This window comes from Cohnella suwonensis (assembly GCF_042655365.1).
Lineage (GTDB): Bacteria > Bacillota > Bacilli > Paenibacillales > Paenibacillaceae > Cohnella > Cohnella suwonensis.
This window is the reverse complement of the sequence record NZ_JBHSMH010000090.1, coordinates 12,367-32,941: the sequence shown is the minus strand read 5'-3', so window position 1 is coordinate 32,941 and position 20,575 is coordinate 12,367. Positions and strand designations below refer to the sequence as shown.

General features: G+C 57.4%; 22 protein-coding genes and 1 riboswitch. Of the genes, 4 read left to right on the top strand and 18 right to left on the bottom strand.

The window, feature by feature from the left end; all coding sequences use genetic code 11:
* Positions 1–83: 83 nt before the first annotated feature.
* Entirely contained in the window at positions 84–665 is a 582-nt protein-coding gene (locus ACFPPD_RS20585; protein WP_209746039.1) for a GNAT family N-acetyltransferase, read from the top strand.
* Here the strand turns inward: ACFPPD_RS20585 and ACFPPD_RS20580 are convergent.
* The 6 genes from ACFPPD_RS20580 to ACFPPD_RS20555 all read right to left on the bottom strand — a co-directional run bounded on the left by ACFPPD_RS20580 (position 618) and on the right by ACFPPD_RS20555 (position 5,826).
* Complete coding sequence (locus ACFPPD_RS20580) at positions 618–1,025, bottom strand: hypothetical protein (RefSeq protein ID WP_209746037.1); 408 nt, start codon at positions 1,023–1,025, stop codon at positions 618–620. The genes ACFPPD_RS20585 and ACFPPD_RS20580 overlap by 48 nt on opposite strands.
* Positions 1,026–1,057: 32 nt before the next feature.
* Entirely contained in the window at positions 1,058–2,347 is a 1,290-nt protein-coding gene (locus ACFPPD_RS20575) for a VTT domain-containing protein (RefSeq protein WP_209746035.1), read from the bottom strand.
* A 224-nt stretch (positions 2,348–2,571) separates the two neighbouring features.
* Positions 2,572–3,267 carry a DUF3105 domain-containing protein gene (locus ACFPPD_RS20570; protein ID WP_209746033.1) on the bottom strand — a complete coding sequence of 232 codons (696 nt, stop codon included), beginning with the start codon at positions 3,265–3,267 and terminating at the stop codon, positions 2,572–2,574.
* Positions 3,268–3,316: 49 nt separating this feature from the next.
* Positions 3,317–3,985, bottom strand: coding sequence for a TetR/AcrR family transcriptional regulator (locus tag ACFPPD_RS20565; protein WP_209746031.1), 669 nt, complete (start codon positions 3,983–3,985; stop codon positions 3,317–3,319).
* Between the two features lie 30 nt (positions 3,986–4,015).
* Entirely contained in the window at positions 4,016–5,089 is a 1,074-nt protein-coding gene (locus ACFPPD_RS20560; RefSeq protein WP_209746029.1) for an ABC transporter permease, read from the bottom strand.
* A complete protein-coding gene (locus ACFPPD_RS20555) occupies positions 5,086–5,826 on the bottom strand; it encodes an ABC transporter ATP-binding protein (protein WP_209746027.1) in 741 nt (246 codons plus the stop codon). Before ACFPPD_RS20555 ends, ACFPPD_RS20560 begins: the two co-directional genes overlap by 4 nt.
* Before the next feature lie 188 nt (positions 5,827–6,014).
* Here ACFPPD_RS20555 and trhO point away from each other — a divergent pair, with 188 nt between their 5' ends.
* Positions 6,015–6,914: an oxygen-dependent tRNA uridine(34) hydroxylase TrhO gene (trhO, locus tag ACFPPD_RS20550; protein ID WP_209746025.1), complete on the top strand. Its 900-nt coding sequence runs from the start codon at positions 6,015–6,017 to the stop codon at positions 6,912–6,914.
* Positions 6,915–6,973: 59 nt separating this feature from the next.
* On the opposite strand, the gene ACFPPD_RS20545 is transcribed toward trhO, so the two are convergent.
* The 9 genes from ACFPPD_RS20545 to ACFPPD_RS20505 all read right to left on the bottom strand — a co-directional run bounded on the left by ACFPPD_RS20545 (position 6,974) and on the right by ACFPPD_RS20505 (position 15,109).
* The gene (locus ACFPPD_RS20545; protein ID WP_209746023.1) at positions 6,974–8,140 is read right to left on the bottom strand and encodes a hypothetical protein; all 1,167 of its coding nucleotides are present in this window, start codon (positions 8,138–8,140) and stop codon (positions 6,974–6,976) included.
* A gap of 12 nt (positions 8,141–8,152) precedes the next feature.
* Complete coding sequence (locus ACFPPD_RS20540; RefSeq protein ID WP_209746021.1) at positions 8,153–9,025, bottom strand: hypothetical protein; 873 nt, start codon at positions 9,023–9,025, stop codon at positions 8,153–8,155.
* A complete protein-coding gene (locus ACFPPD_RS20535; RefSeq protein WP_209746019.1) occupies positions 9,022–9,711 on the bottom strand; it encodes an ATP-binding cassette domain-containing protein in 690 nt (229 codons plus the stop codon). The genes ACFPPD_RS20540 and ACFPPD_RS20535 overlap by 4 nt, the downstream gene beginning before the upstream one ends.
* Positions 9,704–10,123: a GntR family transcriptional regulator gene (locus tag ACFPPD_RS20530; protein ID WP_209746016.1), complete on the bottom strand. Its 420-nt coding sequence runs from the start codon at positions 10,121–10,123 to the stop codon at positions 9,704–9,706. Before ACFPPD_RS20530 ends, ACFPPD_RS20535 begins: the two co-directional genes overlap by 8 nt.
* Before the next feature lie 256 nt (positions 10,124–10,379).
* Positions 10,380–11,141 (bottom strand): MerR family transcriptional regulator, encoded by a 762-nt coding sequence (locus tag ACFPPD_RS20525; protein WP_209746014.1) that lies wholly within the window; start codon positions 11,139–11,141, stop codon positions 10,380–10,382.
* Between the two features lie 444 nt (positions 11,142–11,585).
* Entirely contained in the window at positions 11,586–12,335 is a 750-nt protein-coding gene (locus ACFPPD_RS20520; protein ID WP_209746012.1) for a hypothetical protein, read from the bottom strand.
* A gap of 169 nt (positions 12,336–12,504) precedes the next feature.
* Complete coding sequence (locus ACFPPD_RS20515) at positions 12,505–13,533, bottom strand: EamA family transporter (protein WP_209746010.1); 1,029 nt, start codon at positions 13,531–13,533, stop codon at positions 12,505–12,507.
* Between the two features lie 84 nt (positions 13,534–13,617).
* Positions 13,618–13,717: riboswitch (purine riboswitch) on the bottom strand.
* A 65-nt stretch (positions 13,718–13,782) separates the two neighbouring features.
* Positions 13,783–14,184 (bottom strand): DUF2203 domain-containing protein, encoded by a 402-nt coding sequence (locus ACFPPD_RS20510; protein WP_209746008.1) that lies wholly within the window; start codon positions 14,182–14,184, stop codon positions 13,783–13,785.
* Complete coding sequence (locus tag ACFPPD_RS20505) at positions 14,159–15,109, bottom strand: DMT family transporter (RefSeq protein WP_209746006.1); 951 nt, start codon at positions 15,107–15,109, stop codon at positions 14,159–14,161. Before ACFPPD_RS20505 ends, ACFPPD_RS20510 begins: the two co-directional genes overlap by 26 nt.
* 127 nt (positions 15,110–15,236) lie before the next feature.
* On the opposite strand from ACFPPD_RS20505, the gene ACFPPD_RS20500 reads away from it, so the two are divergent.
* A complete protein-coding gene (locus ACFPPD_RS20500; RefSeq protein WP_209746004.1) occupies positions 15,237–16,160 on the top strand; it encodes a LysR family transcriptional regulator in 924 nt (307 codons plus the stop codon).
* Positions 16,161–16,244: 84 nt separating this feature from the next.
* On the opposite strand, the gene ACFPPD_RS20495 is transcribed toward ACFPPD_RS20500, so the two are convergent.
* Together ACFPPD_RS20495 and ACFPPD_RS20490 are read right to left on the bottom strand one after the other, a co-directional pair.
* Entirely contained in the window at positions 16,245–16,472 is a 228-nt protein-coding gene (locus ACFPPD_RS20495) for a hypothetical protein (protein ID WP_209746002.1), read from the bottom strand.
* Positions 16,473–16,626: 154 nt separating this feature from the next.
* Positions 16,627–17,631, bottom strand: a complete 1,005-nt coding sequence (locus ACFPPD_RS20490; protein WP_209746337.1) for a VanW family protein — start codon at positions 17,629–17,631, stop codon at positions 16,627–16,629.
* 141 nt (positions 17,632–17,772) lie between these two features.
* Between ACFPPD_RS20490 and ACFPPD_RS20485 the strand changes: the two genes are divergently transcribed.
* Positions 17,773–18,993 carry a hypothetical protein gene (locus tag ACFPPD_RS20485; RefSeq protein WP_209746000.1) on the top strand — a complete coding sequence of 407 codons (1,221 nt, stop codon included), beginning with the start codon at positions 17,773–17,775 and terminating at the stop codon, positions 18,991–18,993.
* On the opposite strand, the gene ACFPPD_RS20480 is transcribed toward ACFPPD_RS20485, so the two are convergent.
* Positions 18,990–20,483 carry an outer membrane protein assembly factor BamB family protein gene (locus ACFPPD_RS20480; RefSeq protein ID WP_209745998.1) on the bottom strand — a complete coding sequence of 498 codons (1,494 nt, stop codon included), beginning with the start codon at positions 20,481–20,483 and terminating at the stop codon, positions 18,990–18,992. The genes ACFPPD_RS20485 and ACFPPD_RS20480 overlap by 4 nt on opposite strands.
* Positions 20,484–20,575: the final 92 nt, after the last annotated feature.

Here is a 20,575-nt window from a genome sequence, read left to right as displayed (position 1 = left end):
TCCCAACTTGTGACAGCCGGCCGGAACGGATCGTGCTATACTTTGGACATCATAGCGGCGCATGCCGCGCAGGAGCTGATCCGATGTCCGCCGTTCCGCCCATACTGATCGATTTTCCCGACCGATTCGAATCCGATAGGCTCTTCATTCGCCTTCCTCTTCCCGGCGACGGCGCGGAAGTGAACGCGGCGATGCAAGAGAGCCTTGCCGAACTTCGTCCTTGGCTGCTTTGGGCGAACCGCGACCAGAACGTATCCGACACGGAACAAATCATCCGCCAGAGCCACGCGAAGTTTATCGAGCGGACGGATCTCCGCTTCCACGGCTACGACAAAAGATCCGGAGAGCTCGCGATATGCTGCGGGCTTCACCGGATCGATTGGCATGTGCGGGTATTCGAGATCGGATACTGGGTGCGAACGAAATTCGCCGGAAACGGGTTCGCGACGGAAGCCGCCGGTTCGCTCGAGAGGCTGGCGATCGAACATCTCGGCGCGAACCGGATCGAGATTCGCTGCGACCGCGGCAACGTTCGCAGCGCCAACGTCGCCTTGCGACTCGGCTACGTGCTCGAAGGAACGCTTCGGGGCAACCAGCTATCCTCGGATTCGAGCCGGCTAACCGATACGTCCGTGTACGCCAAAGTCAGAGGCATCGAATTCTAACCGAGCCGCAAGCAGGCTCGACCGCCCAGCAGTACGCTGGCAGCGTGCTATTCGCGCCGCAAGGCGGCTCGACCGCCTTGCAATACGCCGACAGCGTGCTATTCGCGCCGCAATGCGGTTTTCCGCCGTTGCCCGTTTCGGATCGGCGATCAGCCCGGCGAGCGTCATCGCGTCGCCATTGCCGGTCCGGTACAGCGCGATCGCGAGGTCGTGATCGGTTTTGATTCTCTTCTGCAACGCCCGAATGACCGTCATCTTCACGCCGGACAGCAGCTCCGCCGCTCCGTGGCTCATGTAGATTTTCTTGACGAAAGCGTTCCCCTTCTCGAGCAACTCCACCATGACTTCTTGCTCGTTCATCGGCCGCTCTCCCCATGGACCGCCACGTCCGATTATCGGACCGGTACGGCGATTTTCTTGCGAATTAAACTTCGGTATAGCTCCAGCCACAGCACGCTTAATCCGAGCCATACGCCGCCGTACAGGAAACCCGCGACGAGATTACCCGGCTCTTCCTCCCGGAGGAACACGTGACTGATGAACACGAGCACGCAGCAGGCGGCGACGCCGTACAGCGCGACGAACTGGTTCGCCCATCTCGCTTGATGGCGTACGAGCAAATAAGCGGCATAGCCGTAGCCGGCGATCGTCAGCCACGCTTCCGTACTCGGGTAGGCGAGCACCCGGTCGTGGACGCCAGCCACGCGGAACGCCGCTTTCCACGCGTCGACCATGCCGATGCCGCCGGCGAACACGATCGCGTAGAACGCGATTTCCAGCCGGAAGCCTTTGCCCCGGCTCCACACCCACGCGCACGTCGCTAAAGTGACGGGAACGACGATCAGCGGCGACGACAGCACGGCGAGGCCGTTCATCGGCTCCGTCCAATGCGAATCGAAGAATTCGCCGACGAAATACGTAATCATCTCGTTCAGCTTGGCGAAGTCCTCGCCCAAGCTGGAAATTCCGAGTCCGATCGCGAACGAATACAACGCGAAAAAAAAGACCCCTCCGGCGATCGCGATAAACTCGACCTTGCCGACCGAATAATATCGCAGCAGCCCTTTGTCGAGCAACAGATCGATCGCTTGCCTCATCCGGCTCTTGAACGTTCGGAACACGAACACGAGCACGATGACGATGCCGGCGAGTACCCCCGCGACCGTCAAATAACGGTTCAGCGTATGGTGATACTGCTCCCATTTTTCCCCGAACAGCTTGCCTATCGTAATGAATACGGCGACCCAGATGAACGCTCCCGTGTAGGCGTATGCGGCGTACTTGCGGAACGGCATGCGGGTGACGCCCGAGAAGTAGCCCGTGAAATGCCGGACGCCCGGTATGTAATACGCGACGAGCAGCAGCTTGTCTCCGTATCGGTCGAACCATCCCGACGCGAGCTTCAGCTTGTCCGGACCGAGGTGGAATTTCGACCCGTATTTCTCGAAGAACGGATAGCCGAGCCTGTAGCCGATGAAATAAGAAGCCGTCATGCCGATCGACGTCCCGATTCCCCCGGCCAAGATGATGAGAATATAGTTCAGCTTCCCCTGGTAGACGATGAGCCCCGCGTACGTCATCAGCACTTCCCCCGGAAGCGGCAGCGCGAGCATCTCCAAGAGCAGCGATAGGAACAACACCAAATAGCCGTACTGCTCCAACAAATCCGTCAGAAAACCCAATGCGAAACCTCCCCTGCGCGATACTCCTCATCACTATTAACATATCGGATCGGGAGCATACTTCACAAGTCCGGAGACCCGCGAACGCGAAAAGAGCCCGATTTCGGGTTGCAAAGCTACGACAATGATGTGCGATTTTATGCGGACCACGCCGCGGGTAAAACGTAAAACCGCGCCCATTAGGACGCGGTTCATCGACGCGCGATCGCGCTATGCCGACTGGCTTACATCGTGCCGCCGCCGCGGCGGACATTCGCCGGAATATGCTCCGGACCGTTGTCGATGTGATCGTAGATGAATTGGCCGACTTTGGCCTCGTCGTATTTATCGAGCGCCATCGTTTTCGTCCAAGCGGTCAGAACGACGTCTTTGCCTTCCGGAATGTCTTCGCTCGGAATGGCGAGCACGCCCGCTCCCGCTTCCCGGAAATGGGTCAAATACTTGATCGACTTGAGCGTTTCTTCCGAAGCGTTCGCGCGATAATAGATCTCGATATCGCCGTGCTCCAAATTGTGGACGAGCATCTCCGTCTCCGGTTTCTTCTCGTAGAAGCCGAACTTCAGGTCGTGAGGGCTATGCGTTCCGGAAGTCGGGAATTTCGTCTCGTATTGCACCGGCATGTCCGAGTGGCCGCCGCCAAGATCTTTGTCCGAAGTCACTTCAATGGAAGCTCCTGTATTGAGCGAATCCACGTCGTAATTCGTAGATGCGTTGCGGATGATCGGAATAAGGATCAAGATGATGCCGAGCGCGAGGAGCGCGTGGGCGATCAGCTTCGATTTGCGCGCTTTTTCCTTCAATTGCGCTTTCTGGTCTTTCTTCAGCTTGCTCGTATTGTCCCGGTTCGTCTTGAACGAAGACCAGTAAAACATAAGGGCGACGATAAGTGCTACGGCCCCGATCGTGGCGAGGATAATCATGTGCGCGACAACTCCAATCGTGATATATGCGAAAGACGGCCTGCCCTCATTATAGGGCAGCCCGTCCCGACGCACAACCTTCCAGTACGAACCTCGCCAGTCGTTCGAGATCCGCTTCCGCTTCCTCGCCGGGCGGCTCAGGCGCCAGAACGATCCGAGCGACGAAGCTGCCGGCGATCGTCGTCAGCATCAGCTTCGCGAGCTCGGGCGGCGGTATGTCCGCGAGCTCTCCCCGTTCCTTGAAATGGGCCAGCGCGCGGCCGAGAAAGCCGAAGATCGCCCCGCCGACATGCGGAAACAATTCCGCCCGCAATTCGTCCCGGTATAGCATTTCCTTCGCGACGACGCGGAAAATTTCCCTGTTCGCCATCAAGAATTCGAACCGGTTGCGGATGAGCGCCCGGACGAATTCGCCGAAGCTGCCGAAGCCCCGCGGATCGACCTGTTCGGATATTTCCTCCGCGAGCGACGGCATCGATTCTTTCAGGAAAGGGACGATGACCGACAAAAGCAAGTTTTCTTTCGTCCCGTAGTGGCGGAAGATCGTCCCTTCGGCGACGCCGGAATGCTTGGCGATCTCGCTCGTCGACGTATGGGCGTAGCCGCGCTCCGCGAACAACGCGATCGCCGTTTCGACGATCCGTTGCTGCTTGGCGGTTTCCTTCTTCGACAGCTTCGATTGTTGGATGATCTTGTCGAGCAAGTTATTGGAGGACATCGGCTTCATTCCTTATTCGAGTATTCGGCGTCAGTCGCGCGCCGAAGGTTTCCTGTATTTCCTTAGCGCGATGGCGTTAAGCGCGATGAAAGCGGCCGCGAACAGCGCGAGCGCGGCGACGTCGAGAGCGATGTCTTCGAAGCCGAACCCTTTGTACATGACGCCTTTCAGCGCGTGCGCGGCATAATACAGCGGCATGACATGGGCGACGGCTTGCAGCCACGACGCCATCGTGTCGAGCGGGAAGATGCCGGAGAAGAAAATCTGCGGAACGACGACGACCGGGATGAATTGGACCATCTGGAACTCGGACGAAGCGAACGTCGAGAGCAAGATGCCTAGAGACAACGCGACGAGAGCGAGCAGCAGGTTCACGAGCAAGACGTTCCAGATCGAACCGACGAGCGATATATCGAGAATATTCACGGCGAACAGCACGACGATGATCGTCTGCGCGACCGCGAAGATGCCGTATCCCGTCAAGTAACCGCCGATGACTTCGCCACGCCGAATCGGCGTGGACATGAGACGCTCGAGCGTGCCCGTCGTTCTTTCGCGAAGCAGGCCGATACCCGAGATGAGGAAGACGAAGAAAAAGACGAAGAAACCGACGAGAATCGGACTGAGCACGTCGAAGAACGTGGATTCGCCGTTCCCGTATACGTATTCGGTCGGCAAGGCCAGCGCGCGATCGGCAACGGACGTTACGCCCGACTGTCCGTTCATGGCCGCGACGGCCGTCGCTTGCAATTGGCCCACTTTCAAGCGGATCATGTTCGCTTGCGTCGGATCGCCGTTCTCCAGAATCAGCTTCGGCTTGCCGTTCTCCAGCAGAAGCAAGCCGTCCAAGCCGTCGTCGACGATCGTCAGACGGTCGGCCGTCGCGTAAGGTACGACGTCGAGCTCCGCTTGGCCGAGCGCCTGCATGAGCGGGACGGGCACGTTCACCGCGCCGAGCTTCGGATTGCCGGCGTTGCCGCTACCGTTGAACATGACGTACATAAGCGATAACACGAGAAGAGGAGCTACGAATAATAAGGCCAACGTTCTTTTGTCCCGGAGCATTTGCCGTACGATTCTGCGAATCAATGCCGCGACTCTCATTGGCGCCTCCCTCCCGCGTGCAGGAATACTTCTTCGAGGCTATGGACGCCGTAGTCGCTCTTCAGCTTGGCAGGCGTTCCTCTCGTTAGGATGCGCCCTTCCCGAACCATCGCGAGCTCGTCGCACCGTTCGGCTTCGTCCATGACGTGCGTCGTCACGATGATCGTCTTGCCTTCTTCCCTCTTGAGTCGCAGCAACTCGTTCCAGATCGACAGCCTCAACTCGGGATCGATGCCGACGGTCGGTTCGTCCAGGATAAGCAGCCGGGGATTCTGGATGAGCGCGATCGCGAGCGACAGCCTCCGCTTCATGCCTCCCGAATACGCGCCGACCTTTTTCTTCAGCTCGTTCGCCAAATTGACGAGGCCCGCCGCGTAACCGATCCTTTCTTTCTGTTCGTTCTTGCGAAGCTTGAACAAGGACGCGAAAAACTGCAGGTTCTCTTCGCCCGTCAGCTCGTTGTATAACGCGTCGGACTGCGCCATGTAGCCGATCTCCTGTAGCAAAGACAGATTCGGCATTCGACGTCCGAGCACCTTGACCGCGCCCGTATCCGCCGTCTCCATGCCGACGAGCATCTTGACGAGCGTCGTCTTGCCCGCCCCGGACGGCCCGATCAGCCCGTAGATCGTTCCGCTCTCGATCGCGAGATCGACTTCGTTTAACACGACCTTGTCCCCGTAACGCTTGCCGACTCGTTCTACGACAACCGATAACTCCGTTCGTTCCGCCGTCACGGCCGCGCCTCCTACTCCAGAATAAAAAAGTGAGTGATTACTTTTATTTTAGAATCGGGGACGCGAATTGTCAATCGTTGGCAAGCCCATTTTCACTTCCTATACATACATGTTGACTATGTCCGCCCCGAGGGGCTAAAATGGCATGACGATCCTACGGAACTTATATCGGAAGGTGTACGATAAAGATGAGCCAACCCTACCGCATTTTGCTATTTTACCACTACGTGCCGGTCGAAGACGCGGAGACGTTCGCCGCCGAGCATCTTCAATATTGCAAGGACCTCGGCATTCGCGGACGGATTCTGATCGCGAGCGAAGGCATTAACGGCACGTTGTCCGGCACGGTCGAGCAAACGGAACGTTATATGGCCGACATGCGGGCGAATCCCCTCTTCGCGGATTTGCTGTTCAAGATCGACGAGTCCGAAGGCCACGCGTTCAAGAAGCTGTTCGTCCGCTACAAGAAAGAGCTCGTCACGCTTCGCTACGACAAGAAACTCGATCCTCGCGCGGACGGCGGCGGACGGTTAACGCCGAAAGAATTCCACGAGCATCTGGGTCGCGACGACGTGTATATCCTCGACGGACGGAGCGGCTACGAATACGATCTCGGCCACTTCCGCAACGCGGTTCGGCCCGACCTCGAGACGTTCCGCGAGTTCCCGGACTGGATTCGCAACAACCTGACCGAAGAGCACAAGAACAAGAAGATCCTGACATATTGCACGGGCGGCATCCGCTGCGAGATGCTTACCGCCGTACTCAAGAACGAAGGGTTCGACAACGTGTACCAGCTCGACGGCGGCATCGTGACGTACGGCCAAGATCCGGAAGTGCAGGGCCGCGGCTTCGACGGCAATTGCTACGTGTTCGACGAGCGCGTATCGGTGCGGATCAACCAGACGGACGAACACGTCCTCGTCGGCAAATGCCACCACTGCGGCGCGCCGACCGACGTCTACGTGAACTGCACGGACGATACGTGCCACCTGCAGCATCTCGTCTGCGCCGATTGCGAATCGGAAAAAGGCGGCTACTGCTCGGCTGAATGCGAGACGCACGACTTGGCGGCTTCGGCGGGTTAACGAAAAAGCTTCTCCCGCGCCGAACGCCGGCGACGGAGAGAAGCTTTTTTTATCGGCGACTAATAGCGAATGCCGTGGAATTCCAGCTTCGACAGCTCTCCCGACACCGGAAGCGAGTCGCCGCCCAAGACGACTTCGCCTTCGTAAAGGGACGCCCCGTTATTCGGATCGAAGACGGCGATTTGGGAGATGTCCAGCTTTCGCTTCATGACATAGATACGATTGTTTCGAGGCGTCGCGAATACGATTTTGTCCGCGCCCAGCTCCTTTGCGGTTAGCTTATGAGCTTGTATCGCGGCCGACGCCTGCTCAATCGGCTTCGACCAGAACGACACGCCATCCTTGTTCGAGAATACGCTCGTCAGCACCCCGTGATGAAGGCTAAGCTGGCCCTCGTTGGCATTGTACGAGTCGCCGGGAACCGTTATCTCTGCCAGCTTGCCTTCTTTATAGTCGTAGGCGTATATCGCGCCTTTACCCGATTTGCCGCCGGTCGCCGATATGAGAACGACGTTCGCGCTCGGCTCGGTAATTGCCTCTTCCGAGATCGCATGCGAAAATTTCGCATCCCCCGATAGCTTGATTTCATCGCTTCTTACGACGCGACCATCCGACACGTTAACGACGATGTCCCTCAGGACGCGTTCGCCCCCTCGTCCATCCTCGTCCAACACAAGCGCGTGCAGCTCTTCGTCGATCAACTGAACGTCATAAACGTATGAGAAGCTCGCGGATTCGCTGAAATTCACGCTATAATTCGTTCGCTTACCGGACGTTTCATTCAACAGATCTAGCTTAAGCCACATTTCCGAGTAACCGCTGCCTAGCTCATGCCGCTCCGTCGTTGCGTACGCCACCCATTTCTCATCCCGATAAAATCCAGCCGCGTCCGTCTTGCCGCGCATAAACTGGCGATGATCTTGCTTCAGCTTCCTCAGCTCGACGAATCGCTCGAATAGATATTGCGAGCGGCTTCCGAAGCTTCGTTCATAGAGCGACTGCTCTCTTCTGTAGTCGCTGCCTTCGCCGCTGATTTGAACGTACTCCGGCTCTCTCCGCCCTGCGTAAGCCCCTAATAACGTCAACGCCTCGGCGACCTTCTCGTCCCCGGACTTCGTAACGAGGCGATAGTCGGGCATCCGATCCGTCGCCGCGCGAAAATAATAACCGCCGAGCCCGAGGAAGGCGAGCGCCCCGAGCGTAATCGATAACCAATACCGTCTCATGTTCGCTCCCCCTTATACGGATATTTTTTTACCGAGCAACCGTAACCCGAGCCATACCGATACGGCCAGCACGACGACGCAACTGACGACTTCCATCGCGAATATTTCTTCGTTGTAGAAAAATCCGCGCCCGTCGTTCGTTTTCAATTGATACATCGGATAGACTAACATTGCCGCGCACAGCACCAAGAATGCGATTGCATACGCGATGCCGACAAGCCTGTAGCTTCTCTCGATGACGATCGCCGTGAAGATCGCGACGACTGCGACGATCCCCATTCCGTATGCGAACGCGAATTGATCGTAGCTCCGCGGAAGCAATATTTTGAACGCATAGTTCGACTGTACCGCGTCAAGGAAATAAGATGACTTATACAGTTCGTCCGGGACGAGCATGCGGAACAGTCCTTGTTCGATCGCGAGAAGCGTAGCTTGGAACGCGATCACGGCAAACACGAACAACAATATGGCCGACAACTTCGCCGCATAGATTGCTCCCCTAGGCGCTTGCAGCGCAAGAAGCCGGTAGATAAACGTGCTGCGGCCGATCCAGTCACGATACCAAATCAGGAATACGTACAGACCGATGACGGCGATGCCAATCATGACGGATATGATATACGACCCTTGGTTGTATTCGATCGCGTCCGCGAAAGAAACTTGGCGTAAAGCATACGGGGTATCCGAGCCATATACATATTGATCGATAATGTCGACATTATTGGCTTCGGACTCTGTGATATGATATTGCCTCGTCGCCTTCTGTTCGTTCACGTAGGCGACGAGCGTCCAAATTTGAATGACGATCGCAAGCGCCATGATCGCCGCGAGCGCGTAACGAAAGCGATGGATCTCCATATGCAGCAGTTTCAAATAATGCTTCATCTCCGGTACGCCTCCCTCATCACGTCGACGATCGACTTGCCTTGCTCGCTTCGCATCCGCTCGCAGTCGAAGTCTTGAATGACTTTCCCGTCGCCGAGCAATACGGCTCTGTCGATCAGATGCTCGACTTCGTTCACCTCGTGCGTCGTCATGAGCACGCCTCTGTCCTCGATCAAGTCGCTGGCGAACACGCTCGCGATCGCCTCCCTGCTGAACAGGTCGATGCCTGAGAACGGCTCGTCCATCAGCACGTACTCGGTACGAAGCGAGAAACCCAGCAAGAGATTCAGCTTCGCGGCCGTTCCTTTGGATAGGTTGCCTAATTTGTCCGAAGCGTCCAGCTTGAAGAAGCTCAGCAGCTCGTTCGCTCTCTTGGGTTCCCAATTCGGATAGAAGTCGGCCATGAAGCGAAACGCTTCCGCGATTCGCATCCCCATCGGCATCGTCAGGTGGTCGGGTATGTACGAGACTTTGCCGTAAATCTCTTTGCCCGGTGGCGTATCGTCGATCAGAATGCTGCCGCCGCTTACGGGCGTAAGGCCCATGATCGCCTTCAGCAGCGTCGACTTGCCGGCGCCGTTCAAGCCGATCAAGCATGTGATGTGCCCTTTCTCCGCGCCGAAAGTGACGCCCTTCAGCACGCTACGGCGCAAGTATCGTTTCGATACGTCGCTGACCTCAATCATCGCCATTCCTCCCCTCTGCGTTGTCGTCGTTCGTGACGTACGTTTCCCTGACTAACTGCAGCAGTTCGTCGACGGGAACATCGATCTTCCTCACGGATGCGACGAATGCCTGCACCGCTTCGCCGAGAAGCTCCGACCGGATCGCGCGCAGCACGTCCGTTTCCGTCGTAATCCGGCTCGGCGAATTGCCTTCGGTAACGATCAGCCGTTGATCTTCCATCTCTTTATACGCGCGCTGCGCCGTATTCGGATTAATTTTCAGCAATGCGCCCAGCTCCCTTCTCGACGGTATCGCTTGTCCGGCCGCCAGTTTCCCGGTCACGATCTGTTCCTTGAAATGCCGAATGACCTGAGCGTATACCGGGTCCCGGCTATTGAATGTCATATCGCTCCAGCCCTCGAACTTGTTCATCCCTATCCCTCGCATTCCGTATCGAGAGTGTATTAACCACTTCATACGACCTGTATGTATTATGTAGTTCATACACTGTAATTGTCAAGCATGAATTGGGAAAATGTTGTTCATTGTGAATAAAGGGACTGCCTCCTTATGGAGAACGCAAGAAGCTACCGAAACTTACCTCGGTAGCTTGTCGATAGAGCGATTTTGGATCAGCTTCGAATATTAGCGTATCGAATCGTCACAGCTTGCAGGCTGCGACTTCCACTTAACGAATGCCCGCGTACACGTTGACGGCATCTCTCAGGAACGCCGCGACGCCCGGCTGGTCTTTGTCGTAATACGCCGTGAACCTCGGGTCGTCGACGTACATTTGGGCGAGCCCCGCGTGGGCTACTTTGCTGTAGCTGTCCCAGTAGAACGTCAGCCAGCGGCGATGCAACTCGACTGCATTTTGCGCCGGCTCTCCGGCAGGATCGCCCGTCGCGAAAGCTTCCTCGAGCGCGACGTGAACGGCCGACGCGAGCTTCTCGACCTCCGCGTACTGCTCTTCGGTCATGTTCTTGAGCTTCTTGTTCGACTTGTCGACTTGGTCGTCCCCGTACTTCTCCCTGGCTTCTTTGCCGTATTGCTTCTCGTTATTGTCGATCAGCTTCATCTTGAAGGCTTCGAATTTCTGTTTGTCGCTCATCGTTCCCGATCCTTTCCTTTGGGCTAGGGTCAGATCGACGTTGGCGATCAGCGCGTCCAGCTGCTTCCGTCTTTCCAGCAAGTTCTGTCGATGCTCCATGAGCGCGCGGTCCGCGTCGAAGGAAGGCGAGGTGACGATTTCCTTGATCTCCTCGAGGCCGACGCCGAGCTCCCGGTAGAACAAAATTTGCTGTAGCGCGTCCACTTCCCTTTGCCCGTATATCCGGTATCCCGACGTATTCACTCTCGCCGGCTTGAGAATGCCGATAGCGTCGTAATACCGAAGCGTCCGGGTGCTGACTCCCGCTAGCTGGCCGAGCTTCTGAACCGTATATTCCATTCGCGATCCCCCCTGCGAATTCATCGTACTCCTTGACGTAACGTCAAGGTCAAGCGATAATCCAGCTGATTTTTCGGAAAATGATGCGACCCGCCAGTACCTAATCGCGCCCGTCAGATCGCACCCTGAATCGGATATACCCTTCAACACATTTCATGACCTGCACGGACTACAGTTTGTTTTATCAAAATCTCAAGTACCCGCCAATCAACCTGCACTGACTACAGTTTGATTTCCCGATTTGCCCGAAAAAGCCATTTTCGTGAGCATCCAACTGCAGTTTTGCAGGTTGTAGGAGGCAATAGCCTCTTTAGCCGTCAACAAACTGTACTTTTGCATTTTGATTCATCATCGGGCACGATGAGGGAGCGAAAAATCGGCTTCTGCAGGGTGCGCGGAGTTTTTCGGAATCGAAAAAGCCCGCTCGCGCGGGCTTCTCGACATCTATTGAACGGCAATCTTGGATGGGTTGTTCACCTTGTAGATAATTTCCTTGTTGAACTTCTTGTCGACGACTTTGCCTTCGAAGGAAAGCACGTTGCCGACCTCGAGCCCGAGCGCCTTCAGCGTATTGCTGTAGCCGCACCAAGCGTCTCCGAGCACGAGCGGCGTCTCGCCCGCGATAACGACTTCTTCGAACAGCAGCACTTCGTCGTCCGTGTCGGAGAACGGATTCGTTTTGGTCGCGAATTCCTTCAGCTTCGCGGAGAATTTGACCTTCTCGGTCGGAAGCTCGATTTTCTCCTTCTTCGGAGCGGCCGCCTTCGTCGCGCCCTTCTCTTTGGCGGATGCCTTCGCTTTCGGTTTCGCGGGAGCGGATTCGTCCGCATCTGCGCCTTCGCCTCGGACCGCGGCCGCCGGAGCATCGGCTTCCGTCCCTTCGGACTCTTCAGACACCGCGTAACGTCCGAACGTGCCGCTCTGCATTTCCTTCAAGTAAGACGGGTGAATGCACGATAACTGCCCGTTCTCGAATTCGATAACGAGCACGTTCAGCGACTGATATTCCTCGAAGCCGACGATCGTAACCGGATATTGCGCGGAAGAGCTCTTGTACCAGAACTGCCTTTTCGGCGTCTTGCCGAACAAGCCCCAGCCCCGCCCTCTATCGGCGTAATCGTCCTCGTCCGCGAACGGGGAGAACTCCCCTTTCGGAGGTTGATATTTAATGTCGTTAACCTTGGTCGCTTCCATCGCTCATAGCTCCTTCGCCTATACGTCCTAGATAAGTCCAGTATAGCGAATCCGGGCGGCGTAGGCTAGACGAGCGTCTAAGCGATCCGCGAATCGGATGCGCGAACCGTCCGTTCCGGAAACGGCTGCATCCCTAGCCTACGCCCGGGCAAATGCCGTCCGGAAAAGACTACATCCCTAATCTGCGCCCTGATAACGGCCGACCTGACGCTTGCTTGATCGCCTTGAACAGCTCCGGCAACGCCACGCCGGCGAGCACGAGCGCTACGCCGGCCCATTGCAGCAGGCTGACTTGCTCGTGAAGGACGACCGCGGACAGCATGACCGCGACGGGCAGCTCGGAAGCGCCCAGTATGCCGGTCATTCCTTCCCCGATATGCGGCACGCCGATCGCGTACAGCACCGGCGGCAGGAAAGCGCCGAAGAACCCGAGCAAAGTTCCGTAACCGAGCAACCCGTTCCACAGCTGGCCGTCGAACAAAAACGTCGGCGGGAACAACGCGAAGACGAGCAGCATGCCGCCCGTGACCATCCAGCCGCTGCGCACGGCCGCCGGCGCCTTCGGAACCGCTTTCCCGCTAAGCAAGATAAACAAGGAGTAGCTGACGGCCGACAGCAATCCGAACGCGACGCCGAGCCAATCGAAACGGGTCAGGCCTTCCTCGAATACGCCGGCCGCCAGCAACGTGCCGCCGAACAGCACGGCGAGCGCGAGAAGCATCGTTCCGCTCGGTTTTTTCCGTTGTATGACCGCTTGCAGGAGAACGCCGATCCACGTGAATTGGAACAGCAACAGGATGGCGAGAGAATTCGGAATGTAACGAAGCGATTGGTAGTAGAGCAGGCCGGTAACGGCAGTCGGCATGCCGGCCGCCATCAAATAAAAGCGGTGTTTCCACGTCAGTTTCGGCGACTCCGAATCGAACGCTGTACGGCCCCCGCCGTCCTCTAACGCCGAATCGGACGAATTCGCCGAATCCGTATCCACGTTCGAACCGAACCGCAACGCCTTGCTCTTCCTCCGACGCCCGATACCCTTCATCGCGCCGACAAGCGCCCACGATAACGCGAAACCGACGAGCAACTGGCTGCCGACGACTTCTCCGAGCCCGTAGCCTTCCCCGTATGCGGTAACGACGATCGTCGATAAAATGCCATAACAAACCGCGCCTATCAGCACGGACAATCGATATTTCATGATTTTGCTTTCCTCCTAATATGTTCCGCGGGAGCCCGAAGACGCAAAAAAACTTCCTGCCCCGAAAGCGGAACCGATGGCCCGATGGCTCGATTCCGAATTCGTAGCAAGGAAGTTAAGGCTTCCTGTAGATACCCCCACCCTGAAATCGTGAGGTTATACGAAATTGTAGATGTTCTATAATCAACAGTGTCGATTATGGCATGCATCGTCGTCGATTGTCAATAGGATTCTTCATATTCCGCACCGTCACCCGAGCGGCTTCCGTCCTTGAAAGCCGTCGTGCCACGTATGGTAGTGCATGACCCGATCTTCCCCTTCGCGCCAGCAGAGCAGCACGTCTTCCCCGTTGATGACCGCCGGGAAATCGAGCAATCCGGGATGAATCATCTTCAGTTGCACGCCCTTGCGGGAAAAATTGCCGACGAGCAGCTCGCCTTCCATTTTCAGAAAATCGATCATGCTTTCGGCCTCGAAGAACGGGTCCCCGCCGTCGCTCGCTCCCGTCGCGCTATGCCTCGTCTTTGCCCGTTTCAAATCGCGCTGCTTCGATTCAATCTCTTTAGCCAGCTCCTGCAAAACCTTCAAGTCGGCGATCAGATCGGGCAACAGCCCGTTCGCTTCTTCAACCGTGAACAGTTTCACATCCATCGCGGATCCTCTCCTTGGCCGATCGGCTACTTTTTCCACCTCCCCATTGTAGCATGTTCCGCATCGACTTTCCTCCCGCGGCCGGCTCCCGATTGACAAGGTAAATGCCGAGGCAGACGAGCGCACCTCCCGCGTAGACGGACGCATGCACCCGTTCGCCGAGTAGCAGCCAACTGGTCAGCACGCCGAACAGCGGCATCAGAAACAAGAAGGCACTCGTCTTCGCGGCATCCCCATGGCTCAAAAGGTAATACCAAAGTAGGAATTGCGCGATAGAACAGAAGACGATCAGCCAGACCAAAGCGAGTATGGATGCCGGCACAATATCGAACCTCGGGCGTTCGGTCGCCATGCTTAATAGGAGCAGCAATAATCCGCCGAACAGCATCTGGTAACCGGCGAGCGCCTTCATATCGAAGCCGCCGCCCCATCTCTTCGTCGTCAGCGTCGCTGCCGCGAAACAAAACGCGCCTCCGATGCCGATCCAAGTGCCGGGCTGGAAACCGACGCGGAATCCGAAAGCCGTCAATATGCCGAAGAAGCCGATCGCGACGCCCGCCCACTGGCTGAAGCGGTAGCGAATTCGTTGCAGCAGCGAACCGAGCACGATGACGAGCAGCGGATTAAGGGAGATGAGAATGGACGATTCTCCGGACGACACCCACCTCATACTGTAGTAAGCGCAGCCCATGACGCCCGCGGATTGGAACATGCCGATCGTCGCCGCCCGCAGCCAGGATCGCGTCTCCCGCGGTCTCCCGTTTCTCCCGGCGATAGCCGCCAATATGCCGCCCGCGACGACGAAACGGATGCCCATCAGGAAAAACGGCGGCGCGTAACCGATCCCGATTTTGCCGACCGGAAAAGCTAGCCCCATCAACAGCGTCGTCGCGAGCACGAGGCTCGCGTATTTGAATTTACTCATTTCGTTCCCTCCGTTTATCCTGTCTGTAATCCCAGTGTAAGAGGGTTCTTGTATTATGTATAATGAATGTTACAGATAATTTGCATCACAATTAATGATATCAGCCGCAAAAAAGGAGATCGATCGAATGGAAAGCGCCGAATTGCGTATTTTTCAAGCGGTTGCGCGGGAAGGGACGATCACGAAGGCGGCGGAAAAGCTCGGCTACGTGCAATCGAACGTGACGGCGAGAATCCGACAGCTGGAAACGGAGCTAGGAACCGCGCTCTTTCATCGCCATAACCGAGGCATGATCCTAAGCTCGGCAGGCAAAACGCTGCTCGACTACGCGGATAAAATCGTCGGTTTGTTGGACGAAGCGACGAAAGCCGTATCGTGGTCCGACAAGCCCGGCGGACCGCTGGCGATCGGTTCGACGCAGACGGCGGCGGCCGTTCGCTTGCCGAAGCTTCTCGCCTCCTTCCACCGCGAACATCCCGACGTCAGTCTTTCCTTGACGACGAGCCACTCCCAAGGATTAATCGACAAAGTGCTCCGTTACGAGCTGGACGGCGCCTTTATCGGTTGCTCGTGCAACCATCCGGTGCTGCGGTCGATGCACGCGTTCGACGAAGAGCTCGTTATCGTCGCTCCGCCGGCCGTCCGGGATCTCCCGGACGCGTTGAAAAAGCCGGTGCTCGTATTCAGCATCGGCTGCTCCTACCGCGAGGTGCTGGAAAGCTGGCTCGAGACGACGGGACGCGACCGTACGGCGACGATGGAATTCGGTACGCTCGAAGCCATTATTGGCGGCGTCGGCGCCGGCCTTGGCATCTCGCTGATGCCGAGATCGGTCAGCGGGAAATTGGAGAAAGACGGAACGTTGCGCGCGTTTTCCCTTCCTCCTTCTTTCGCCCATATGCGAACCGAATTCATTACCCGCAAGGATGCCGCCATGAGCCGAGCGCTCGAAGCTTTCATCGGCACCATTCCGTCTCCATCCGGCATCGGCGAGGACGAGTCGCCGTCCGCTACACGACGAGCGAGCCCGCGAACAGCGCCATCGATATAAAGTAAGGCGCGATACCCGCCCCGTATACCGACACCTTCCGCTCCTCGTTCGACCGGATGGCGACAGGCTGCGCCAGCAGCCTAATCATCTCGTCGTCGGAGCGGATCTTGCTGCTTGCGTGCCGACTTTAAGCGCCACGGCGCCTTGCTCTGCCTTCGTCGCGCCGGCGGCCAACTTGTTTCCGGCTTCGCCGAAGATGCCGCGCGAATAAGCTTCCGTCAAGCTGTGCGACAGCTTCTCCTTCAGCTCATTCGCGGCGTTCTCGCTGATCTGTCCGGCGACGAAGTTGTAATAGCTGTTCGACTTGAACACGAGCTCCGCTTGCTTCGGCTAGTCACCTCCCAGAGAAAGCGCCTTCTCCGAGAAATTGGAAGAATCGTGATTTGCGCGTAATAGCGATTGCCAAGCATGCCCATACGAGCTTCCGCCTCGTCGACGTACCGCTAATCGAAGCTCGCGTTGTTTTTCAACTCGCCGACGAATTCATTCCTCGCGACCCTCCGGCACCGCCCGGCGAATCGAACCTATTCGGCAGATGCACGCCCCGATCCGCGGGCACTTCCTCCGGCAACCGCTTGGACGCGCTAGGCACGCTTCGCTTCTTCAAGGCGATCGTCTCGGCGGAATACAACGTCACCGACACCGCCCCTCCGTATACGGTGGCGCGCACGAGCACCGGCATGTTGTATTTGTTCCGGAAGACGAAGTCCGGGCCATACCAACTGACGGTCGCGTCGCGTCCCGGCGGCACGTAAGTGACGTTGCGGCTATGGGAATAGCGCTGCAGAATCTCGAGTCCCGCCCGATCGACCGCGTTGAACAACGTCGACGAGATTTGGCAGATGCCTCCGCCGATCCCTTCCGACACCTCGCCTCTGACGATGATTTTCGCGCGGGTATAACCCTTCGCCGCCGATCTGTAGCCAACCCGCTGATTAAAGGAAAACGTCTCGTCCGGGAATACGTATTGGTTGTTAATCGCCTTGGCGGCCAAGACGATATTGTTCGTTCTGCTCTTGTTGTTGGAATTGAAGTAAGTCGTATATTGGCCGATCTGCTTTTCCTTCAGTGTCAACAACATCTCGCTGTCTACCCTCGGATAGATCGCTTTCTGCGGCGCTTCCAGCCCGTTCGAGGCTCCTTCGGCCATGAATCGCATGAACCGCTCCGCGAATTGCCGACGATCGAGCCGGTAGCCCATCCTCTCGGGAACGATGCCCATGCCCGCATCCAGTCCGGCGTCCGCCGGAGGGCGATTCACGAGCTTATCGAGTTTATCCGTGAGATGTTCCAGCCGGTCGACGTCGACGAACGGCAGTCCGCCTGGAGGCAGCTCGTATTCCGCACGCTTCACTTGAGCGATCGCGGCGCCCTCTTGCGTAATCGTTAATCGATCCGGCAGCGGCAGCGTCTGTCCCAACTGTCCGAGCAACAGCACGATGCCGCTTATCGCGTGCCAACCCAATCCCATCGCCTCCGATTCGCTGTTTCCGTATCGCTCCCTATTGAACTCCTCTATAAGCTTCGTCATCCACTCTGGGATTATCCAAATCGCTCAACATAAATGGCGGTCGTTTCGTCGAAAATAGGTGCAGGAACGGAGGTCATCGGAATGAAACTTATAATGCTCTCTATAGCGTTAATGACGAGCGGTTCGGTGTCAGCGTCCGCGGTCGCGGTTGCGCCTTCGATTCCTTCAGTGCAGACGCGACCGGCCGCGCAACCGTTAACCGTCGAGATGATCGTCAAATCAAGCTCTCGTTCGGAGTTGTTAACGACGTTAACGATAGAGAGCTCGCGGATCGCGAAGGCGATCTACAAGGCGCCATACGCGCAGGTCGATCCCGTTCGTGCCTCGGTCGCATGGCCCGACGTCGAGGTCGTCGCGCGATCGGCTACCTCAGGCAGCGGCAGCGTCCATCGCATCGACCGTTCCGGCAATCTGCTCGACGAGGACGCTTCCCGCATGTTGATCTTGCCGCAGGCCGTCGCTTCCCGGTTGTTGATCTACGCCGAAGCGGCGAGAAACGCCCATTACGGCCGGTTGCTCCCTTGGAACGAGGCGCGCTCGATCATCCCTCGCAAGAGCATCTTCACGGTCGTCGACCTCGAGTCCGGACTATCGTTCCGCGTGCAACGCCGGGCCGGCAGCGATCATGCCGACGTGCAGCCGATCGGGAAGGAAGATTCGCGGATCATGAAGACGATCTACGGCGGCGAATGGAGCTGGGATCGCCGGGCGATCGTCGTCGTCACGGAAGACGGCCATAAGATCGCCGCTTCCATGAACGGCATGCCGCACGGCGGGGACGGGATACCCGACAACGACTTCAAAGGCCACTCGTGCATCCACTTTCTCGGCAGTTCGTCGCACAAATCCGAATACCCCGACCCGTCGCATCAGCTCATGATCAATAAGGCCGCAGGAAACCTGCGGCCTTACTTGGACCATGCTACTCCTTATATGATCGCCGCCAGCTTCGTCGAAGCGTTTCATCAACGCGACTCGGAACTGCTCATGCAAATCTGGCCGGACATGCCGGCTTCGACGCTCGACCGCTTCGTCGAACGAATGCGGACGCTCAAGTCGATCCGGATTAAAGCGGATTCGCTCCGCAAGCAGCCGGAAGACGCCGGAAGACTCGCCGCCGACGCCTTGAACGCCTCGGTCGATCTGCCCGTCACCGTCTACGGCCTAGGCGGCGCGGGTCGCGGCGGCACGTTCCGTTTCGCCTTCAAGAGAGAGACGCCGGAATCCCCTTGGCGGATCGTCGAAGCGACGCCCCCCGGCTCTGGAACCTCATCGGCTAAAGATAACGCGCCGCGAAGCTAATTCAGCTTGATCCCATAGATCAACCCGCCGCGCGAAGCGACGACCGCCATATCGTTAAATACCGCCGGCGAAGACTCGATGTTCGTCCCGATGTCCAGCGAGCCGCGAACTTTGCCGGTCTTCGCGTCGATGACGGAGACGAGCCCGACCGAGTTCGCTTGCAGCAATGACGCGTTGCCCGCGAGATCGTACACGTCGACCGGAGACGACCAAGCGTAATCCTTCATCGGCAGCCGCCAAGCTTCCTTGCCCGTTTCCTTGTCCAACGCGACCATGAGGCCGCCGCTGAAGGATCCGTACCTGGCGATCGTGAATATCGCGAGATCCGAGATCGTCTTCTTGCCGATCACCGGCGTCGCGAGTAACCCCCCGTTGACCGGATGGGCGCCGAGCAAAGAGAAGCTGGCGTATTTCATCTCCCAGACGACGGCCCCGGTCAGCCCGTTGATTTTGCGAATATGGGCAAAGCCCTTGCGGCCTTGCTTGTCGACCTCGGTTCCCGTATAGAGGAAAGGCACGCCGTCTTCCGCTTCGATCGCGATCGTCGCGTCCGTGTCGTCGATCGGGGCGAGATTCCAGACGGGCGAGTGCGTCTTGACGTTCATCGCTTGCAAGCTGCCGCCGTTATCGGCGAAATAAGCGTAATCTCCGTAAGTCGCGATGGAGTTCTCGATGCCTTGGTAATTGTTGCCCGGGATCTTATATCGGTACTTGCTGATGACCGGATCGATCGAGAGCTTCTTCTTGTCCGGTTCGAACTTCGTATTCAGCTTCAGATGATAGACGATGCCGTTCTCCCCGCCGACCGTCAGCGTATCGTCCAGACGGTTAAACACGGCCGAGCTGTCGAACGCTCCCCAGCCTTTGCGATAGGCATAGGAATCGTAACCGTTCACCCGCAACAACCGCTTCTGGTCGATAAGGCTGAACAAGTTAAACCCGATCGTCTTGTTCTCCGGAATGCCTTCGCCTACGTACAAGAGCGGGTACCCCCGCGCGTCGACGGACACGCTTCCCTTGATCGGATTGCCGATTCTAATCGGATTCCGCGTCTCTTCCCCCGTATCCAGATCGAGGAAGTACACGTAACCGTCGAGCGAGGCGTAGATCACTTCCGTGAAACCCGGTTTCGAATGAAACTTCGGCTTCACGTTCATCGTCCGCAGCACCTCCGGCGACCATTTCACGATGGCCGGCTGCCCCGTCCATCCCGCTCCCCCGCCCCACGAGCTCGACTTCGTTCTTTTAGTCCACGCGATCATCGGTTGGTACGTCTTCATGTCGACGGTGCCGTATGAAGGCGCGCTTCTCTCGTTCGTCCCCCGGAACGTCAGCACTCCTTCCACGTTCGAGTACGTCGGCGGGAACGCCTCGGCCTGCGCCGGACTCCGATTCCATTCATGCGAAAAAAGACTGCCGGCATTAACGATCTGCTGTGACGAAACGGCGAATACGAGCACGAAAACAAGCATCTTTATTCCGCGGTACATCCTATCGTTTCCCTCCGTTTGGTAGGCTAGATAGAGTGTACCGGGACGCCTGCGAGAAGCATGTCAAACGGTCGGCGAGGAATGGGGGAAGC

Coding starts and splice junctions, on each gene's coding strand:
- ACFPPD_RS20505 (WP_209746006.1), bottom strand. CDS start 15,109: ATGAGTAAATTCAAATACGCGAGCCTCGTGCTCGCGACGACGCTGTTG.
- ACFPPD_RS20585 (WP_209746039.1), top strand. CDS start 84: ATGTCCGCCGTTCCGCCCATACTGATCGATTTTCCCGACCGATTCGAA.
- ACFPPD_RS20545 (WP_209746023.1), bottom strand. CDS start 8,140: ATGAGACGGTATTGGTTATCGATTACGCTCGGGGCGCTCGCCTTCCTC.
- ACFPPD_RS20520 (WP_209746012.1), bottom strand. CDS start 12,335: ATGGAAGCGACCAAGGTTAACGACATTAAATATCAACCTCCGAAAGGG.
- ACFPPD_RS20570 (WP_209746033.1), bottom strand. CDS start 3,267: ATGATTATCCTCGCCACGATCGGGGCCGTAGCACTTATCGTCGCCCTT.
- ACFPPD_RS20485 (WP_209746000.1), top strand. CDS start 17,773: ATGAAACTTATAATGCTCTCTATAGCGTTAATGACGAGCGGTTCGGTG.
- ACFPPD_RS20540 (WP_209746021.1), bottom strand. CDS start 9,025: ATGAAGCATTATTTGAAACTGCTGCATATGGAGATCCATCGCTTTCGT.
- ACFPPD_RS20490 (WP_209746337.1), bottom strand. CDS start 17,631: ATGGGATTGGGTTGGCACGCGATAAGCGGCATCGTGCTGTTGCTCGGA.
- ACFPPD_RS20580 (WP_209746037.1), bottom strand. CDS start 1,025: ATGAACGAGCAAGAAGTCATGGTGGAGTTGCTCGAGAAGGGGAACGCT.
- ACFPPD_RS20480 (WP_209745998.1), bottom strand. CDS start 20,483: ATGTACCGCGGAATAAAGATGCTTGTTTTCGTGCTCGTATTCGCCGTT.
- ACFPPD_RS20500 (WP_209746004.1), top strand. CDS start 15,237: ATGGAAAGCGCCGAATTGCGTATTTTTCAAGCGGTTGCGCGGGAAGGG.
- ACFPPD_RS20510 (WP_209746008.1), bottom strand. CDS start 14,184: ATGGATGTGAAACTGTTCACGGTTGAAGAAGCGAACGGGCTGTTGCCC.
- trhO (WP_209746025.1), top strand. CDS start 6,015: ATGAGCCAACCCTACCGCATTTTGCTATTTTACCACTACGTGCCGGTC.
- ACFPPD_RS20515 (WP_209746010.1), bottom strand. CDS start 13,533: ATGAAATATCGATTGTCCGTGCTGATAGGCGCGGTTTGTTATGGCATT.
- ACFPPD_RS20525 (WP_209746014.1), bottom strand. CDS start 11,141: ATGGAATATACGGTTCAGAAGCTCGGCCAGCTAGCGGGAGTCAGCACC.
- ACFPPD_RS20535 (WP_209746019.1), bottom strand. CDS start 9,711: ATGATTGAGGTCAGCGACGTATCGAAACGATACTTGCGCCGTAGCGTG.
- ACFPPD_RS20560 (WP_209746029.1), bottom strand. CDS start 5,089: ATGAGAGTCGCGGCATTGATTCGCAGAATCGTACGGCAAATGCTCCGG.
- ACFPPD_RS20565 (WP_209746031.1), bottom strand. CDS start 3,985: ATGTCCTCCAATAACTTGCTCGACAAGATCATCCAACAATCGAAGCTG.
- ACFPPD_RS20530 (WP_209746016.1), bottom strand. CDS start 10,123: ATGAACAAGTTCGAGGGCTGGAGCGATATGACATTCAATAGCCGGGAC.